Origin of the sequence: Micromonospora sp. 15K316 (assembly GCF_004348525.1) — a bacterium.
Classification (GTDB): domain Bacteria; phylum Actinomycetota; class Actinomycetes; order Mycobacteriales; family Micromonosporaceae; genus Micromonospora.
Window position 1 is genome coordinate 1 of sequence record NZ_SMKG01000126.1, and the last position, 16,442, is coordinate 16,442.

17 protein-coding genes are annotated in these 16,442 nt (G+C 74.1%); 7 read left to right on the plus strand and 10 right to left on the minus strand.

Annotated features, from left to right (window positions below; genetic code table 11):
- Nucleotides 1-49 precede the first annotated feature (49 nt).
- The 3 genes from E1211_RS21345 to E1211_RS21355 all read right to left on the minus strand — a co-directional run bounded on the left by E1211_RS21345 (nucleotide 50) and on the right by E1211_RS21355 (nucleotide 2,772).
- Nucleotides 50-1,012, minus strand: coding sequence for a zinc-binding dehydrogenase (locus tag E1211_RS21345; protein ID WP_207915459.1), 963 nt, complete (start codon nucleotides 1,010-1,012; stop codon nucleotides 50-52).
- 87 nt (nucleotides 1,013-1,099) lie between these two features.
- Entirely contained in the window at nucleotides 1,100-2,278 is a 1,179-nt protein-coding gene (locus E1211_RS21350; RefSeq protein WP_132350782.1) for an NADP-dependent malic enzyme, read from the minus strand.
- Between the two features lie 143 nt (nucleotides 2,279-2,421).
- Nucleotides 2,422-2,772: a S24/S26 family peptidase gene (locus E1211_RS21355; protein WP_132350783.1), complete on the minus strand. Its 351-nt coding sequence runs from the start codon at nucleotides 2,770-2,772 to the stop codon at nucleotides 2,422-2,424.
- An 82-nt stretch (nucleotides 2,773-2,854) separates the two neighbouring features.
- Between E1211_RS21355 and sodN the strand changes: the two genes are divergently transcribed.
- From sodN to E1211_RS21370, 3 genes are all read left to right on the plus strand, one after another.
- The gene (gene sodN / locus E1211_RS21360; RefSeq protein WP_132350784.1) at nucleotides 2,855-3,259 is read left to right on the plus strand and encodes a superoxide dismutase, Ni; all 405 of its coding nucleotides are present in this window, start codon (nucleotides 2,855-2,857) and stop codon (nucleotides 3,257-3,259) included.
- A 65-nt stretch (nucleotides 3,260-3,324) separates the two neighbouring features.
- Nucleotides 3,325-3,780, plus strand: coding sequence for a GNAT family N-acetyltransferase (locus E1211_RS21365; protein ID WP_132350793.1), 456 nt, complete (start codon nucleotides 3,325-3,327; stop codon nucleotides 3,778-3,780).
- 32 nt (nucleotides 3,781-3,812) lie between these two features.
- On the plus strand, nucleotides 3,813-4,220 hold the full coding sequence (locus E1211_RS21370; protein ID WP_132350785.1) for an ATP-binding protein: 408 nt from the start codon (nucleotides 3,813-3,815) through the stop codon (nucleotides 4,218-4,220).
- Between the two features lie 16 nt (nucleotides 4,221-4,236).
- On the opposite strand, the gene E1211_RS21375 is transcribed toward E1211_RS21370, so the two are convergent.
- Nucleotides 4,237-4,629, minus strand: a complete 393-nt coding sequence (locus E1211_RS21375; protein ID WP_132350786.1) for a hypothetical protein — start codon at nucleotides 4,627-4,629, stop codon at nucleotides 4,237-4,239.
- Between the two features lie 43 nt (nucleotides 4,630-4,672).
- Here E1211_RS21375 and E1211_RS21380 point away from each other — a divergent pair, with 43 nt between their 5' ends.
- Nucleotides 4,673-5,623: a diacylglycerol kinase family protein gene (locus E1211_RS21380; protein WP_132350787.1), complete on the plus strand. Its 951-nt coding sequence runs from the start codon at nucleotides 4,673-4,675 to the stop codon at nucleotides 5,621-5,623.
- Between the two features lie 443 nt (nucleotides 5,624-6,066).
- Nucleotides 6,067-6,324: a WhiB family transcriptional regulator gene (locus E1211_RS21385; RefSeq protein ID WP_076472094.1), complete on the plus strand. Its 258-nt coding sequence runs from the start codon at nucleotides 6,067-6,069 to the stop codon at nucleotides 6,322-6,324.
- Nucleotides 6,325-6,478: 154 nt separating this feature from the next.
- Here E1211_RS21385 and E1211_RS21390 read toward each other — a convergent pair whose 3' ends face one another.
- From E1211_RS21390 to E1211_RS21400, 4 genes are read right to left on the minus strand one after another with little or no spacing between them, the layout of a single operon-like run.
- Complete coding sequence (locus tag E1211_RS21390; protein ID WP_132350788.1) at nucleotides 6,479-7,321, minus strand: sirohydrochlorin chelatase; 843 nt, start codon at nucleotides 7,319-7,321, stop codon at nucleotides 6,479-6,481.
- Nucleotides 7,303-8,085 (minus strand): phosphoadenylyl-sulfate reductase, encoded by a 783-nt coding sequence (locus E1211_RS21395; RefSeq protein ID WP_132350789.1) that lies wholly within the window; start codon nucleotides 8,083-8,085, stop codon nucleotides 7,303-7,305. The genes E1211_RS21390 and E1211_RS21395 overlap by 19 nt, the downstream gene beginning before the upstream one ends.
- Nucleotides 8,082-8,243, minus strand: a complete 162-nt coding sequence (locus E1211_RS32640) for a hypothetical protein (protein WP_165947310.1) — start codon at nucleotides 8,241-8,243, stop codon at nucleotides 8,082-8,084. The genes E1211_RS21395 and E1211_RS32640 overlap by 4 nt, the downstream gene beginning before the upstream one ends.
- Nucleotides 8,240-9,952, minus strand: a complete 1,713-nt coding sequence (locus E1211_RS21400) for a nitrite/sulfite reductase (RefSeq protein ID WP_132350790.1) — start codon at nucleotides 9,950-9,952, stop codon at nucleotides 8,240-8,242. The genes E1211_RS32640 and E1211_RS21400 overlap by 4 nt, the downstream gene beginning before the upstream one ends.
- Nucleotides 9,953-10,341: 389 nt before the next feature.
- Between E1211_RS21400 and E1211_RS21405 the strand changes: the two genes are divergently transcribed.
- Entirely contained in the window at nucleotides 10,342-11,775 is a 1,434-nt protein-coding gene (locus tag E1211_RS21405; RefSeq protein ID WP_132350794.1) for a glycosyltransferase family 39 protein, read from the plus strand.
- A gap of 23 nt (nucleotides 11,776-11,798) precedes the next feature.
- Here the strand turns inward: E1211_RS21405 and E1211_RS21410 are convergent, their stop codons facing one another.
- Both E1211_RS21410 and E1211_RS21415 read right to left on the minus strand, forming a co-directional pair.
- On the minus strand, nucleotides 11,799-13,391 hold the full coding sequence (locus tag E1211_RS21410) for a sensor histidine kinase (protein WP_132350791.1): 1,593 nt from the start codon (nucleotides 13,389-13,391) through the stop codon (nucleotides 11,799-11,801).
- A gap of 25 nt (nucleotides 13,392-13,416) precedes the next feature.
- On the minus strand, nucleotides 13,417-14,448 hold the full coding sequence (locus E1211_RS21415; protein WP_132350795.1) for an SIS domain-containing protein: 1,032 nt from the start codon (nucleotides 14,446-14,448) through the stop codon (nucleotides 13,417-13,419).
- A gap of 191 nt (nucleotides 14,449-14,639) precedes the next feature.
- Between E1211_RS21415 and E1211_RS21420 the strand changes: the two genes are divergently transcribed.
- A partial coding sequence (locus E1211_RS21420; protein WP_132350792.1) for a tetratricopeptide repeat protein occupies nucleotides 14,640-16,442 on the plus strand: 1,803 nt, incomplete at its 3' end.

Below are 16,442 nucleotides of genomic sequence, written 5' to 3' on the forward strand. Positions count from 1 at the left end.
ACAGGTGAAAGAGTGCCCGGCTGGGCGGGGTGAGGGTGGGGCGAGGCGGTCACGCGGTGTGGTCGACGACCACCTTGCCGAAGACCTCACCGGTCCGCAGGCGGGCGAAGGCCTCCTCGACCTTGCTGAACGGCACCACGCTGTCGACCACCGGACGGACCTGCCGGTCGGCGCAGAACGCCAGCAGCTCGTACAGCTCGCCGGGGGTGCCCATCGAGGTGCCGAGGATCTCCAGCTGCATGGCGAAGACCCGGCGCAGGTTCACCTTCGGCTCGTGCCCGGCGGTGGCGCCGGAGACGACGATCCGGGCGCCGGGCGCGGCGGACTTCAGCGAATGGTCGAAGGTGGCCGCGCCGACCGTCTCGATCACCACGCCCACCCGCTCCGGCAGCCGGGCGCCCGGCTCGACCCCGGTCGCGCCCAGCTCGGCGATCCGTTCCCGCTTGCCGGCGTCGCGGCTGGTCGCGTACACCCGCTTGCCCATGGCCACGGCGAGCGCGACGGCCGCCGTCGCCACTCCGCCGCCGCCCCCCTGCACCAGCACGGAGTCGGCCTCGTCCACCCGGCCCTTGGTGGTCAGCATCCGCCAGGCGGTCAGCCAGGCCGTGGGCAGGCAGGCCGCGTCGGCCGGCGCCAGCCCGGCGGGCAGGGGCACCAGGTTCGCCCGCGGTACGGCCACCCGCTCGGCGAGCGTGCCCGGGAAGTGCTCGGAGAGGATGGAGAGCCCGCGCGGGTCGCCCGGGGTGGGGACGACCGGGTAGACGACGACCTCGTTGCCCTCCGGGTCGATCCCCGTCGCGTCGCAGCCGAGGATCATCGGCAGCTGTGCCTCGGTGAGACCGACACCGCGCAGCGACCAGAGGTCGTGGTGGTTGAGCGAGCTGGCCCGCACCTCGACGGTCACCCAGTCGTCGGCCGGGTGGGTCGGCTCTGGCCGCTCCCCCACGGTGAGCGCGGCGAGCGGGTTGGCGTCATCGAAGCGGGAGGCGAAGGCGGCACGCATGGTCGGCACCGTAACAAGCTGAGCGACCGTTAAGAAGGCCCCTCCCTGTGCCGAACGCGACAGGGAGGGGCCTTGTGTCGGCCCGCGCGGCGAGGTTCAGGCGCGGGCGACGCCGTCGCGGCGGGCCGCCTCGGCGACCGCCTCCGCCACCGCGGGCGCGACCCGCGGGTCCAGCGGCGACGGTACGACCGCCTCGGCGGTGAGCGTCTCGGCGACCACTCCGGCGATGGCGTCGGCGGCCGCCACCTTCATCCCGTCGGTGATCCGGGTCGCCCGGGCGTCGAGCGCGCCGCGGAACACGCCGGGGAAGGCGAGCACGTTGTTGATCTGGTTCGGGTAGTCGCTGCGCCCGGTGGCGACCACGGCGACGTGCCGGGCCGCCACCTCCGGGTGCACCTCGGGCGTGGGGTTGGCCAGGGCGAAGACGATGCCGTCCGCCGCCATGCCGGCGACCGCCGCCTCCGGGATCTGCCCGCCGGAGACGCCGATCAGCACGTCGGCGCCGCGCAGCGCCTCGGTGATGTCGCCGGTACGCGCCTCGGCGTTGGTCATCGCGGCCAGCTCGGCCTTCGTACCGGTCAGGTCGGTGCGGTGCCGGCCGATGATCCCCTTGGAGTCGCAGACCACCACCTGGTCGGGGTCCACCCCGCCCGCGATCAGCATCCGGGTCACGGCGACCCCGGCGGCGCCGGCGCCGCTGACGGCCACCCGGAGGTCGCCGAGCTTGCGGGTGAGCAGCGTCGCGGCGTTGCGTAGCGCGGCGAGCACCACGATGGCGGTGCCGTGCTGGTCGTCGTGGAAGACCGGGATGTCCAACGCCTCGTCGAGCCGGCGCTCCACCTCGAAGCAGCGCGGAGCGCTGATGTCCTCCAGGTTGATCCCGCCGAACGACGGGGCGAGCGCCCGCACGATCGCCACGATCTCGTCGACGTCCTGGGTGTCCAGGCAGACGGGTACCGCGTCCACGCCGCCGAACTGCTTGAACAGCACCGCCTTGCCCTCCATCACGGGCAGCGCCGCGCGGGGACCGATGTTGCCGAGCCCGAGCACCGCCGAGCCGTCGGTGACCACCGCGACGGTGTGCGAGGCCCAGGTGTAGTCGGCGGCCAGCGCCGGGTCGGCGGCGATCGCCTCGCACACCCGGGCGACTCCCGGGGTGTACGCGAGGGAGAGGTCCTCCCGGCTGGTGAGCGGCACCGTCGAGGCGACGGCCATCTTGCCGCCCCGGTGCAGCCGGAAGACGGGATCAGCGGGGTCCACGGGGGACGAAGGCATCGGTGACTCCAGAAATCTGTCGAGCAGACGGGGCGGCTCGCTCGGCACGCGAGGTGGGCGGCGAGCGGTGGCACGCGGTGCAGGGGGTCACCCGGGCACTTTCCGAGCATAGTGTCGGCGGCACCCGCCGGACGTGCGCAGGGTCATAACCGTCGCGCTCGGACCCGGCCGGGCCGGGGCCAGTAGCGGGCCAGCACCCGGCCGCGCACGTCGGCCACGCCGTACGCCCGGGAGTCGTCGGTGACCAGGTCGTTGTCCCCGTGCAGCCACCAGCCGCCGTCCTGCGCCCGGACCACCCGCTTGACCACCAGGAGGTCCGGGCGGCTGCGGAAGACCGCGACCACCACGTCGCCGGGGCGTACCGGCCGACCGCCCCGGCGCACCAGCAGCGCGTCGCCGTGGCGCAGCGTCGGCGCCATGGACGGGCCGGTCACCAGGACCGCGGTGAGCGGCCAACGCAGCCGCTGCGGTTCCGCCGGGTGACTGGGCGGCATGGTTTCACCTCCACCGGGTCGGGGAGCCGGTCCAGGAGTAATGTCGTCTTGGATCATCGCAAACTTCCCATGGAGGATCCCGATGCGACTTCCACGCATCCTTACGCCCCGTGTCGCGGCGAGCGCCCACTGCGACCTGCCCTGCGGCGTCTACGACCCGGCCCAGGCCCGCATCGAGGCCGAGTCGGTGAAAATGATCTGCGAGAAGTACCAGGCGAACACCGACCCGGAGTTCCGCACTCGCGCGATCATCATCAAGGAGCAGCGCGCCGAGCTGGTCAAGCACCACCTCTGGGTGCTCTGGACGGACTACTTCAAGGCCACCCACTTCGAGAAGTACCCGCAGCTGCACCAGCTCTTCAACGAGGCCACCAAGCTCGCCGGCTCCGGCGGCGTCAAGGGCAGCCTCGACCCGGCCACCGCCGACCAGCTGCTGCAGAAGATCGACGAGATCTCCAAGATCTTCTGGGAGACCAAGAAGGCGTGACGCTCGGAGCTCAGGCACCGACGATCCGGCCGGTACGTCCCGAGGACGTACCGGCCGTCGTCGCCATGGTGCACGAACTGGCCGCGTACGAACGCGCCCCCGACCAGTGCCACCTCACCGACGAGCAGCTGACCGCCGCGCTCTTCGGCCCGGCGCCCGCGCTCTTCGGCCACGTCGCCGTGGACGCGCGGGACGAGCCGATCGGGTTCGCGCTCTGGTTCCTCAACTTCTCGACCTGGGCCGGGGTGCACGGGATCTACCTGGAGGACCTCTACGTCCGCCCGGCCGCCCGGGGCAGCGGTGCGGGCCGGCTCCTGCTGGCCACCCTCGCATCGATCTGCGTCGAGCGGGGCTACCGCCGACTCGAGTGGTGGATGATCAACTGGAACCCGGCGGCGGGCTTCTACGCCGCGATCGGCGCGGAGAAGATGGACGAGTGGGTTCCCTACCGGCTCAGCGGCGAGGCCCTGCACGGGCTCGCCCGCCAGGCGGTGACGGCCCCCACGCAGACGACCGTCTGAGCGGGTAGAGTCCCCGACCGGGGGGATGAGTGGTGACTCAACTGACCGGCCAGGCGGCCACCGACGACGATGTCGTGCACCTCACCGTGCCCGCGGACGGCGGTTACCTGGGCGTGCTCCGCACCGCCACCGCCGGCCTCGCGGCCCGGCTGCAGTTCGCCCTCGACGAGATCGAGGATCTGCGTATCGCCGTCGACGAGGCCTGCGCCATGCTGTTGGCCATCGCCACCTCCGACGCGGAGCTGGAGTGCCGCTTCTCGGTGACGGAGGACGCGCTGACCGTCGAGGTGACCGTGCCGACGGTGCGCGGTGCCACGCTCCCCGCCGAGTCCTCCTTCGCCTGGAAGGTGCTCACCGCGCTCACCACGTCCGCGAGCGCCACGGCCGGCGACGGGCGGGCGACCATCTCCCTGCTCACCCGGCGGTCCACCGGCTACTGAGCCGCCGTCCGCCGGCTCAGGAGAAGCCCAGGGCCCGGTTGCTGGCGGGAGCGACCAGCAGCGCGCTCACACCGAGGCCGAGCGCCATCAGCGGTACGCCCAGCCAGCCCAGCCCGCCCTGGATCATGTACCAGCCGATCGGCAGGAGCATCAGCTGGAGCACGATCGCCGGGGCGCGCGCGCCCGCGCGGCGGCGGTACAGCGCCCCACCGAGCGCCCAGAGGGCCACGGCGCCGGCGACCGCGAACCCCGTCACCAGCAGGGCCGAGGTCAGGCCGACTGTGGTCTCCGCGGTCAGGTCGGCCCAGATCAGCCAGACGGCGATCAGCCCCACGGCGACCGCTTCGCCGCGCAGCAGCCGTACGGCCCAGCGGAGCGTGACGGGAATCGGGTCTGCGTCGGTGGTCACGGGCGCCACGATACTCGGGCTGCCGGGAGGTACAGTGCCGCCCATGCGGGCCGTCCTGGTGGTCAACCCGAAGGCCACCACCACCAGCGAGCGCAGCCGGGACGTGCTGGTCCGGGCGCTGCGCAGCGAGGTAGACCTGACCGTGCGCTACACCCGCCGGCGGGGTCACGCGACCGCGCTGGCCCGGGAGGCCGCCGAGGAGGGGGTCGACGTCGTCGTCACGCTCGGTGGCGACGGCACGGTGAACGAGGTGGTCAACGGCCTGATGACGGCGCAGCCGCCCACCGTGCCCGGCGCGGCGTCGCCGGCCGAGCGGCTGCCGGCGCTGGCCACCGTGCCGGGCGGGTCGACGAACGTCTTCGCGCGGGCGCTGGGCCTGCCGCGGGAGTGGCCGGAGGGGACCAGCATGATCCTCGAAGGTCTGCGCCTCGGTCGCTACCGGACGATCGGTCTGGGCCGGGCCGACGACCGCTACTTCACCTTCTGCGCGGGTTTCGGGCTGGACGCCGCGGTGATCCACCGGGTGGAGCAGGCACGCCGCCGGGGACGGGTCTCCAGCCCCGGCCTCTACCTGCGTGCGATGTTGAGCCAGTACTTCTTCGCCTCGGATCGGCGGCACCCGGCCGTACGGCTGGAGCGGCCGGGCGAGCCGGTGGAGGACGGCCTCTCCACGGCCATCATCCAGAACACGGCTCCGTGGACCTACCTGGGCGACCGGGAGGTCAACCCCAATCCGAAGGCCTCCTTCGACCTGGGCCTCGACGTCCTCGCGCTGCGCCAGCTACGGGTGCCCAGTACGACACGGACGGTCACCCAGTTCTTCTCCGCTCGACCCGATCCCCCGGGACGGCGGGCGCTGCGCCTGCACGACGTCGCCGAGTTCACGCTGCTCTCCAGCCGCCCGCAGGCGTTCCAGCTCGACGGTGACTACCTCGGCGAGCGGGAGAAAGTCAGATTTGCATCCGTTCCTGCCGCACTCAGAGTAATCTGCTAGCTCTCGGGTACCACCGCAGGTTGACGCGGCCGCCGCACCGTACGAGGCAGGCCGCCACGCCGAAGGGAGGGTGCCGGAAATGTCAGCGTTGACACCTCATCCGTACTATATTGATCCTCGACTGTGGCACTCCGGGTAACCAGAGGGCCCAAGAATCCGGACAAATGGGTTGTGGGCTTGCTCACCGCACGGAGTTTTTCCGAGCGTCACCCTTGACATTGCGTGAGTTCGTGAAAGTATTCACAAGCGAACTTGAGTTACCGGGACATCGCCTGGACGCACTCACGAAGCGGAGTAGTTCCAGCAGGTCCCCGGGGCCAACAGCCTGCTCACGCATTGCCGAATAGTCGAACGCGAACCGTTACGACCGGCGATGCGGACGCATATAGGAAAAGCACCAAAAGCATTACTGCCACCCATCCAGAATGAGGAGTGTTGCCGCCATGGACTGGCGTCACCATGCTGTCTGCCGCGACGAGGACCCGGAGCTGTTCTTCCCGATCGGGACGTCTGGCCCGGCTCTCCTGCAGGTCGAGCAGGCCAAGGCCGTCTGCCGGCGCTGCTCCGTGACCGACCAGTGCCTGCAGTGGGCGCTCGAGTCGGGTCAGGACGCTGGCGTCTGGGGCGGAATGAGCGAGGAGGAGCGGCGCGCCCTCAAGCGCCGCGGTGGCCTCCGGGTGCTGCGCGCCCACTCCGCCTGACCACGACACAGCTGCACGCCCCGCGGGTCACCCGCGGGGCGTTCTGCTTTCCCCGCCCGGGAATCACCGCCGCAAGCGCGGTGGGCCCGGGAGTCCGTCACGCAACGACGTCCTTCGGCCGCACCGAGACGTCGGAGAGTGACGGTGAGCACGGTCACGCAGCGTCAATCCGCGGCACGGTCGAGCCGACGTTCCCGTGCCGGATCGACCCGGCGCGCACCGCGTCGACCCGACGCAGCACCAGCCCCGCCAACTCCGGCGCGTCGGTGAGCGGCGCCGAGACGGCCACCGCTCCCGCGTCCCGCGCGTCCGCCGCCACCGCGTCGTGGAAGAGGCCGGGCGCCAGGAAGTACGCCGACACCGCGATCCGGCGAGCCCCCTCCGCACGCAGCCGAGCCACCGCCGCACCGACCGACGGCGGAGCCGCCGAGGCGTACGACACCCGGACGGGCACGCCCACCGCACGGCCGAGAGCGGCCGCCACCCGACCCACCGACCCGCGGGCCCGCGCGTCGCGGGTGCCCGCCGCCGCCAGCACCAGCGCGTCGAACCGGCCCGGGTCCGCCTCCGCCAACCGGCGCCGCAGCGCGGCCAGCAGCGCCCCGTCCACCTCCGCCCCGGTCGGCCCGAGCACGTCGGTCACCCGCACCGCGAACTCCGGCTCGGCGGCCCGGACCGCGGCCACCGCCGCCGGAACGTCGACCCGGCGGTGGTACGCGGCGGTGAGCAGCAGCGGGACCAGCACCGCCCGGCGCCGCCCGGCGACGGCCAGCGCCCGCAACGCCTCGGTCGGCCCCGGCTCGGTGTGGTCGAGCCAGCTCGCCGAGACCGGGAGGCCGGGCCGGGCGGCGCGCACCGCCCGGACCAGCGCCCGGGTCGCCCCGGCAGCTCGCGGATCACGGCTGCCATGCGCCACCAGGACGACGGGGTCGGCGGGCGGTGTCGCCACCGGAGTCCCCACCGACCGGACCGGCCGGGTCAGGTGTGCAGGCCGCATTCGGTCTTCTCGAACATCGCCCACCGGCCGGCGCGCGGGTCCTCCCCCGCCCTCGTCCGCCGGGTGCACGGCCAGCAGCCGATCGAGCCGTACCCCTGCTTGAAGAGTTCGTTCACCGGCACGTCCCACCGGGCGATGTAGTTCTCCACCTCCGCCTGGGTCCAGGTCGCGATCGGGTTCACCTTCACCTTGCCGCGCCGCGGGTCGAACGCGACCACCGGCGTGTTCGCCCGGGTCGGCGACTCGTCCCGGCGCAGCCCGGCGGCCCAGGCGTCGTACCCGCTGAGCGCGCGCTCCAACGGCTCGACCTTGCGCAGCCGGCAGCAGTCGTCCGGGGACCTGGTGAACAGCCGCGGACCGTACTCGCCGTCCTGCTGCCCGACGGTCAGCCGGGGCCGGACGGAGCGCACGGTCACCGGCAGCCGCCGGGCCACCTCGTCGCGTACGCGCAGCGTCTCGGGGAAGTGCAGCCCGGTGTCGAGGAAGACCACGTCCACCCCGGGCGCGACCCGGGACACCAGGTGGGCCAGGACGGCGTCCGCCATCGAGCTGGTGACGCAGAACCGCTCGCCGAAGGTCTCCGCGGCCCAGCCGGCGATTTCCAGCGCCGGGGCGCCCTCCAACGCCCGGCCGGCCTCCTCGGCGAGCGCGCGCAGCTCCTCCGGACCACGCCGGGCGGGGTCGGCCGGCGTGGGAGCGCCGACACCCACCAGAGCCAGGTTCACCGCCGACACGAGCGGCGCCGGCGCGGCCTCGGCGCTCACCGGGCCACCGCCCGGCTCAGCAGGCCGGTGAACCTGACGGTGAAGACCCGGGCGCAGGCGTGGCACTCCCAGGCGCCGTGGCTCGCCTCGTTCGGCCGCAGGTCCTCCTCGCCGCAGTACGGGCAGTACAGAGGTGCCGCTCGGTTCTCGCTGCTCACCGCAGTTCCTCCTCGTCGACTCTGATCACCCACCGGGCGAACGGCTCACCCTCGTGCCGGCCGGCCAGGTAGCGGCGGGCCAGCCGTTCCACGTACGCCGGAAGCTCCTCGGCGGTGGTCTTCAGGCCGCGCAGCTTGCGGCCGAAGCCGGCGGTCTGCCCCGCCGCCATGCCGAGGCCCCCGCCGAGGTGCACCTGGAACCCCTCCACCTGACGGCCGTCCGGGCCGAGCACCAGCTGGCCCTTGAGCCCGATGTCGGCCACCTGGGTACGGGCACAGGCGTTCGGGCAGCCGTTGAGGTGGATCGAGATGTCCGCGTCGAAGTCCCGCAGCCGCTGCTCGAGCCGGGTCACCAACTCCTCGCCCCGGGCCTTGGTCTCGACGATGGCGAGCTTGCAGTACTCGATGCCGGTGCAGGCCATCGTGCCGCGCCGCCAGGCCGACGGCCGCGCCTCCAGGCCGATCCCGCGCAACGCGGCGACCAGGGACTCCGTCCGCTCCGGCGGCACGTCCAGCACCAGCAGCTTCTGGTACGGGGTGAGCCGTACCCGGTCGCTGCCATGCGCCTCGGCCACGTCGGCGAGCCGGGCGAGCTGGCCCCCGGAGACCCGGCCGACGATCGGGGCGGCGCCCACGTAGCTGCGCCCGTCGCGCTGGCGGTGCACGCCGATGTGGTCGATCGGCTTCCCGGGCAGCTCGGGTGCGGGACCGTCGAGCAGGGTCCGGCCCAGGTACTCCTTCTCCAGCACCTCACGGAAGCGCGCCACGCCCCAGTCGGCGACGAGGAACTTCAGCCGGGCCCGGTTGCGCAGCCGGCGGTAACCGTAGTCGCGGAAGATCCCGACCACGCCGGCCCAGACGTCCGGCACCTCGGCCAGCGGCACCCAGACGCCCAGCCGCTGCGCCAGCATCGGGTTGGTGGAGAGCCCGCCACCGACCCAGAGGTCGAAGCCGGGGCCGTGCTCGGGATGCTCCACGCCGAGGAGGGCGATGTCGTTCGCCTCGTACGGGGTGTCGACCAGCCAGGAGATCGACGTCTTGAACTTGCGCGGCAGGTTGGAGAACTCGGGATTGCCCACGTAACGACGGACGATCTCGTCGATCGCCGGGGTCGGGTCGATCACCTCGGTCTCGGCCACCCCGGCGACCGGGCTGCCCAACACGATCCGCGGGCAGTCGCCGCACGCCTCGGTGGTCTGCAGGCCGACCGACTCCAGCCGCCGCCAGATCTCCGGCACGTCCTCGATCCGGATCCAGTGGAACTGGATGTTCTGCCGGTCGGTGATGTCGGCGGTGTCGCGGGCGAACTCCTGCGAGACGGCGGCGATCGTCCGGAGCTGGGCGAGGGAGAGCTGGCCGCCGTCGATCCGCACCCGGAGCATGAAGTGCTCGTCCTCGAGCTCGTGCGGCTCCAGCACGGCCGTACGCCCGCCGTCGATGCCGGGCTTGCGCTGGGTGTAGAGGCCCCACCAGCGCAACCGGCCACGCAGGTCGGCGGGGTCGATGGAGGCGAAGCCGCGGTGCGCGTAGATGGTCTCGATCCGCGCGCGGACGTTCAGCGGATCGTCGTCCTTCTTGGTCCGTTCGTTGGGGTTGAGCGGCTCGCGGTGACCGAGCGCCCACTGCCCCTCCCCGCGCGGGCGGCGCGGGGTGCGGGCGGGGCGGGTCGGCGGATCCTCGGGCCGGGTGGAGATGCTGCTGACCGCCATCGCGGCCTCCTCCGTCGTCTGCTGGACCTCGGTGGGAGCGCGTACGCGACGGCGGCCCGTCAGGACGGGCTGAGGACAGCGATGTCAGGAGAGCCGGCGCGGATCGCGCCCGAGATGAATGAGTCGGGCGTCGTCAGTGGGCCGGACAGATCGCGCTGCGCACGCGGCCGTAGTCGACGTGGCGGCGGGCCACGAAGCGACGCACGACGGCGGCAGTCATGCCCGTCATGCTGCCACACCCGCCCTGGCGCGGCCAACGGGTGCGCGCCCGATCCCACATCACGGGCCGGTGCCGTCGATAGGCTCGACTCGTGGGCGAAAAGTCCGATAGGCGGCATCGGGCGACCCCGGCGGCTAGCGGCGCGGCGCCGTCCGCGGCCCGGCACGGCCTGCGGGGAACGGTTCTCTGGCTGGCGCCCGCGCTGCTGACCCTCGTGGTGACCTCCGTCGGGCTGGACCATGCGCAGCTGTGGCGGGACGAGCTGGCGACGTGGAGCGCCGCCACCCGCTCCGTGCGCGACCTGGTGCGGCTGGCCGGCACCATCGACGCGGCGACCGGGCCGTACTACCTGTTCATGCACGGCTGGACGGCGCTCGCCGGCGACTCGACAATCGCGCTGCGGCTCCCCTCGGTACTGTCCATGACCGGGGCGGCGGCGCTGACCGCACTGCTCGGCCGGCGTCTCGCGGGGGCCCGCGCCGGGCTGCTCGCCGGGCTGCTCTTCGCGCTCCTGCCCGGCACGTCCCGCTACGCCCAGGAGGCCCGCCCCTACGCGCTGGCCACCCTGCTCGCCGTACTCGCCACGCTGCTCCTCGTCGACGCGCTGCGCCGACCCGGGTGGTGGCGCTGGATCGGGTACGCGGCGGCCCTCGCCGCCCTGGGACTGACCCACCTGATCGCCCTCACCCTGCTCGCCGCCCACGCGGTCGCCGTGCTCGCCGCCGACCGCGTCGGGCTCACCGACGACGGCGGAGGCGGCCGGAACCGGCGGCGCTGGTTCTGGGTACCGGCCGTGCTGCCGGCGGTGCTGCTGGTGGCACCGCTCGCGCTGGTCGCCCGATCGCAGCGCGGACGCCAGTTGCAGTGGGTGGACATCGTCCGGCCGAGCGATCTCACCACGCTGCCGGGCGGGCTCGCGCAGAGCAGCGTGGTGGGCGGGCTGCTGGTGGGGCTCGCCGCACTCGGCGCCGCCCGACTCGGCCGGCGAGCCCTGCTACCCGGTGCCGCGGTGCTGCTGCCGGTGCTCCTGCTCTTCGTCGCCGGGTCGGCCGTACCCATCTGGGTGCCCCGTTACCTCGTCTTCGTCGTCCCGTTCGCATGCCTGCTCGCCGGGGCGGCCCTGGCGGCGGTGCCGCTGCCCGGCGGGCTCGCCGTGGTGGTCCTGGCCGGGCTGCTCGGCGGGCCGGACCAGGCGGCGCTGCGGCGTACGCACGAGTGGCCGCGCAGCGCGCCCATCGACTACCGCGCGGTGGCCGAGGTCATCGCGGCGGGCCAGCGCCCCGGGGACGCCATCGTCTACTCACCCCGACGCAGCTGGCTCTTCCTCGATTTCGGGATCGAGTACCAGCTCCGGGACCGGCGCCCCCGGGACGCGCTGCTGGTCGAGGGGGCGGCCCGTCGCGGCGACCTCTGGGCCACCGAGTGCGCCAGGCCCGCGGAGTGCCTGGCCGGTGTGCCCCGGGTCTGGCTGGTGCTCTCCGGCCGGCACGCCGATCCGGTGGCCGCCGTCTCCGGTGCCAAGGGCGCGGCCCTGCGGGACGGCTTCACCGTGGCGCAGGTCTGGCAACGCCCGGGGCTGACGCTCGCCCTGCTCACCCGCTGACCGGCGCGGCGGAAACGCGGCGGTCAGGAGGCGGAGCGCCCGTCCACGCCGCCGCGTGCCAGCGGCACGACGAGCACCGCCTCGGTGCCGCCACCGGCGGCGTCGCGCAGCTCGATGCTGCCGCGCAGCTCGCCGGTGACCAGGGCGCGGACGATCTGCAGGCCGAGGTTGCCGCCGCTGTCCGCGTCGAACCCGGCGGGCAGGCCCCGCCCGTTGTCGGTCACCGTGATGTGCAGCTGTTTCCGGAACCGGTGCGCCGAGACCACCACCTCCGGCGCGGCCAGCGGGTCACCGCCGCCGGTCGACTCGCTCGCCTCCGCCGTGAGCCCGGCCCCGTCGGCCTCGTCGCCCGCCTCGGCCGGCGGGAAGCCGTGCTCGACGGCGTTGAGCAGCAGCTCGTTGAGGACCATCACCAGCGAGGTGGCGATCTCGGCGGGCAGTACGCCGAAGCTCCCCTTACGACGCATGCCGACGGGCACCTCGGTCGCCGCCACCTCGGTCGCCGCGCTGGCCACCCGGTCGACGATCGTGTCGAGCTCGACCGCCTCGTCGCTGGACATGGAGAGCGTCTCGTGCACCAGCGCGATCGAGGCCACCCGGCGCACCGAGTCCTCCAGGGCGACCCGGGCCTCCGGCATGGCGACCCGCCGGGCCTGGAGGCGTAGCAGCGCGGCGACGGTCTGCAGGTTGTTCTTCACCCGGTGGTGGATCTCCCGGATGGTGGCGTCCTTCGTGATCAGGGCGCGGTCCCGGCGGCGCACCTCGGTGATGTCACGGACGAGCACCAGCGCGCCGATCGGCACTCCGGCGGGCATCAACGGCAGCGCCCGGGTCAACACTGTGGCGCCCCGGGCGTCGATCTCCCGGCGCGGCGGCGCGTCGCCGCGCAGCGCGGCCAGGACGGCGTTGGCCGCGTCGGTCCCCTCCAGCGGGTCGTTGGCGAGCCGGCGGTGCAGCGCCGCCAGGTCCTCCCCGACCAGGTGCGAGGCGTAGCCCAGCCGCCGGTACGCGGACTGGGCGTTCGGGCTGGCATAGGTGACCTTGCCGTTGGCGTCCAACCGGACCAGGCCGTCGCCGACCCGGGGGGCGGAGGTCGTCTCCCCCGGGTGCCGGGGCGGCGGGAAGGTGCCGTCGGCGATCATCTGGGCCAGGTCGTCGGCGGTGGTCAGGTAGTTCAGCTCCAGCTGGCTGGGCGTACGCGCGGTGGAGAGGTTGGTGTCCCGGCCGACCACGGCGACGACCTCGCCCGCCTCGCCGTCGGCCGTACGCAGCCGGACCGGGATCGCCTCGTGCCGGGCGGGCACGTCGCCGTACCAGACCGGGTCGCCCTCCCGCCAGATGCGGCCCTGCCGGTAGGCGACCTCCAGGTGCGCCACCTCCGGCCCGCCGACGATCCGGCCCACCTGGTCGTCCTGGTACGCGGTGGGCGCGGTGGTCGGGCGTACCTGGGCGACGCAGAGGAAGGTGCCGTCCGTGTCCACCGGCGCCCAGAGCAGCAGGTCGGCGAAGGACATGTCGGAGAGCAGCTGCCAGTCTCCGGCGATCCGGTGCAGGTGGTCGATGTCCGCCGGGCGGAGCTGGGTGTGCTCCTCGGCGAGGTCGCGCAGCGTGGACACGCCCACCAGCGTGCCACGCGCCGCCTCACATCGTCGCGGTGACCTTCTTGAGCCCGCGCGGGGAGTCCGGATCCTCGCCCCGGGTCAGGGCGAGGGCCAGGGCGAGCCGCTGCAGGGGCAGGATGTCCAGCAGCGGGGCGTACCGCTCGTCGACCTCGGGGACGGCGATCCGGGTGGCCCCCTCGACGTCGGCCGAGCCGACGACGACCACGTCCGCGCGGCGCTCACCGAGCCGGGGCAGGACCTTCCCCATCGAGCGCCCGCCGGGCCCCGAACCGACCACGGCGAGCACCGGCACGTCCGGGTCGGTCATGGCGAGCGGGCCGTGCAGCAGGTCGGCGCCGGAGAAGGCGAGCGCCGGCAGGTACGAGGTCTCCATGAGCTTCAGCGCCGCCTCCCGCGCGGTCGGGTAGGCGTACCCGCGACCGGTGGTGACCAGCTGAGCGGCGAACCGGTAGCGCGGGGCCAGCTGGGCCGGGGTGGGGTCGGCGAGGGTGCGGGCGGCCAGCTCCGGCAGCGCGGCGAGCGCGGCCTGCTCCTCGGCCGGCAGCGGCCCACCGCCGGCACGGACGCCCTCGACGAGCAGGAGCAGGGCGAGCAACTCGGCGGTGTACGTCTTGGTGGCCGCCACCGCTCGCTCGTGCCCCGCCGCGACGTCGACGCTGAGCTCGGCGGCTGCGGCGAGCGGCGAGTCGGGCGCGTTGGTGACCGCGAGGGTGAGCGCTCCGGAGGTTCGGGCCTCCCGCAGCACCTCGGTCAGGTCGGGTGAGCCGCCGCTCTGGCTGACCCCGACGACGAGCGCGTCGGAGAGGTCGGGTCGCGCGCCGTAGAGGGTGACGACGCTGGGCGAGGCGAGCCCGGCCGGCAGGCCGAGCCGGATCTCGGTGAGGTACGCCCCGTAGAGCGCCGCGTGATCCGAGGTGCCGCGCGCGGTGAAGACGACGTGCCGCGGCCGGCGCTCGGCGATCACGGCGGCGACCCGGGCGATCGCCGCGGCGTGCTCGGCGGAGAGCAACCGCTCGTAGCCGGCCGGCTGCTCGTCGATGTCGGCGGCCATCCCGGCCCCTGCACGCGTCACGGAAACTCCTCCCACTGCGCGGTTGCCGCGCGTTTCCTGCTCAGTCTTGCATCTTTGATCTGGCCTGAGCAATCGAACGCGCAGTAGTGCGCAGGCGATCACCATGCCGGTTCAACATCACCTAGGCTGGCCCGGCTCGATTCCGCCACACCGGACGACGAAAGGACGACGTGCCCGACGACGCCGCGCTCTCCGCCGCGGAGGAACTCGCCCTGGCCCGGCTGGCGTTGGCCGACGGCGACCTCCAGCACGCGGCGGGGCATGTGGCCGGCGCGCTGGCGCAGGCGCCGACCCTGCCCGAGGCGCACGAGACGCTGGCCCGGCTCGCCGCGATCAGCGGCGGCGGGGTCGACCTCTTCCCGCTCGACCAGCACACCTACGTCGGCGCCGCGGTCGCCCGCGCCCACCTGCTCGCCGCGGCCGGGAAGCCCGGGGACGGCCTCGACCTGCTCGCCGCGGCGACCGGCTACGCCCCGCAGACGGACTGGGCCGGGGTGCCCTGGGTGATCGCCCCCGAGCTGGCCGAACGGGTCACGCCGGAGCACGTCGCGCGGATCCTCATGCAGGTCTGCGCGGCGGTTCCCGATCCGGTGCCGCGCGCCGGGCGGCCGGCGCTGGCCGCGTACCTCACGCTGGCCCGCAACGCGGTCACCGCGTACCCCGAGCACGCGCTGCTGCTCGGCGCGGCGTCCGCGCTGGCCCGGCGGCTCGGCGAGGTCCCTCTGGCGATCGACTGGGCCGGTCGGGGCGTACGCGCCGAACCGACGAAGCTCGGCGAGGTCTGGCTCGGGTACGCGTACCGCAGCGCCGGCCGGACCCGGGAGGCGCTCGCGGCGCTGGGCCGGGCGGTCGCGCACGACCCCGACGACCTCGCCGTCTACGCCGACATCGCCGGCACCCTGGCCGACACCGGCCGGCTCGACGAGGCGATCGACTGGATCGAGCGGGCCCTGGGCCGGGACCCGACCTTCGACTGCGCGGTGCACACCGCCCACCGGCTGCGCTACCTGCGCGACGGGGACGTGGCACACCTGGTCGCGCTCGCCGACTTCGTCCGGGACCACCCCGACGACACGCACGAGCACGGCGACCTGGCCGAGTGCTGCCGGGGCCGCCCGTGGCTCGGGCAGGTGACGCCGGCCGGCGGGACGGTGGCCGAGGCGCTGCGCCGGGTGGCCGCGGCCGACGAGCGGGGGGCGACCGTACGGCTGCCGACCCCGCCTTCGCCGAGCGCGCTGCGCACGATCATGGGGGCGGGGCTGCGGATCGAGGTGGACGGCGACGGCCCGCCGGACGCGCGCGAGCCCCGACGGCCCGGCGTCCAGCGGCTCTGGCGCTACGACGGCGGCGTCCCGGTGCCCGCGGTGCCGGCGCCCTCGGCGGCCTCGGCCGACCGGCTCCGCCGGCTCGCGCACCCGGCGTGGCCGCACCCACCGGCCGCGTACGACGCCGCGGTGGGGCTCGCCACCCTGGAGCTGGCGGACCTGGTGGGGCTGCTGGTGCACCCGCCCGAGCCACCGGCGACCGCGGTGGGCCGGGTGCTGGCCGCGCAGGACCCGACGCTCTGGGTGCGCTGCGTGCAGGTCTGGGCCTGCCTCGGGCTGCTGCACCATCGCACCGACGAGCCGTGGGACACCTCCGCGCGTCGCCGGGTGCTGCTCGACCTGGTCTGGGGCGTGGAGGACTGGACCACCGAGGCGGCGTTGTTCGCCCTGGTCACCGCGGCCTGGGTCGATCCGGCCGTACGCCCCGACGTGGCCCGCGTGGTCGCCGGGCGGATCGCCGACGCGGCGGCCGCCGCCCGGACGCGACAGGTGCCCATCGCCACGTCACTGGCCCACCTGGCGCTGGCCGCGCCGGCACTGGACGCCGAGACCCGCGAGCTCGCCACCACGCTGCTCGCCACGGCCGCCCCGGTACCGCGCCCCCGCAATCCGCTGACCCGCCTCTGGCACCGCCTGACGGCTCCCCTC

Bases quoted from the DNA above. Each gene is read 5' to 3' on its own strand.
- E1211_RS21350 (WP_132350782.1), bottom strand. From the start codon at position 2,278: ATGCCTTCGTCCCCCGTGGACCCCGCTGATCCCGTCTTCCGGCTGCAC.
- E1211_RS21355 (WP_132350783.1), bottom strand. From the start codon at position 2,772: ATGCCGCCCAGTCACCCGGCGGAACCGCAGCGGCTGCGTTGGCCGCTC.
- sodN (WP_132350784.1), top strand. From the start codon at position 2,855: ATGCGACTTCCACGCATCCTTACGCCCCGTGTCGCGGCGAGCGCCCAC.
- E1211_RS21365 (WP_132350793.1), top strand. From the start codon at position 3,325: ATGGTGCACGAACTGGCCGCGTACGAACGCGCCCCCGACCAGTGCCAC.
- E1211_RS21380 (WP_132350787.1), top strand. From the start codon at position 4,673: ATGCGGGCCGTCCTGGTGGTCAACCCGAAGGCCACCACCACCAGCGAG.
- E1211_RS21385 (WP_076472094.1), top strand. From the start codon at position 6,067: ATGGACTGGCGTCACCATGCTGTCTGCCGCGACGAGGACCCGGAGCTG.
- E1211_RS21390 (WP_132350788.1), bottom strand. From the start codon at position 7,321: ATGCGGCCTGCACACCTGACCCGGCCGGTCCGGTCGGTGGGGACTCCG.
- E1211_RS21400 (WP_132350790.1), bottom strand. From the start codon at position 9,952: ATGGCGGTCAGCAGCATCTCCACCCGGCCCGAGGATCCGCCGACCCGC.
- E1211_RS21415 (WP_132350795.1), bottom strand. From the start codon at position 14,448: ATGGCCGCCGACATCGACGAGCAGCCGGCCGGCTACGAGCGGTTGCTC.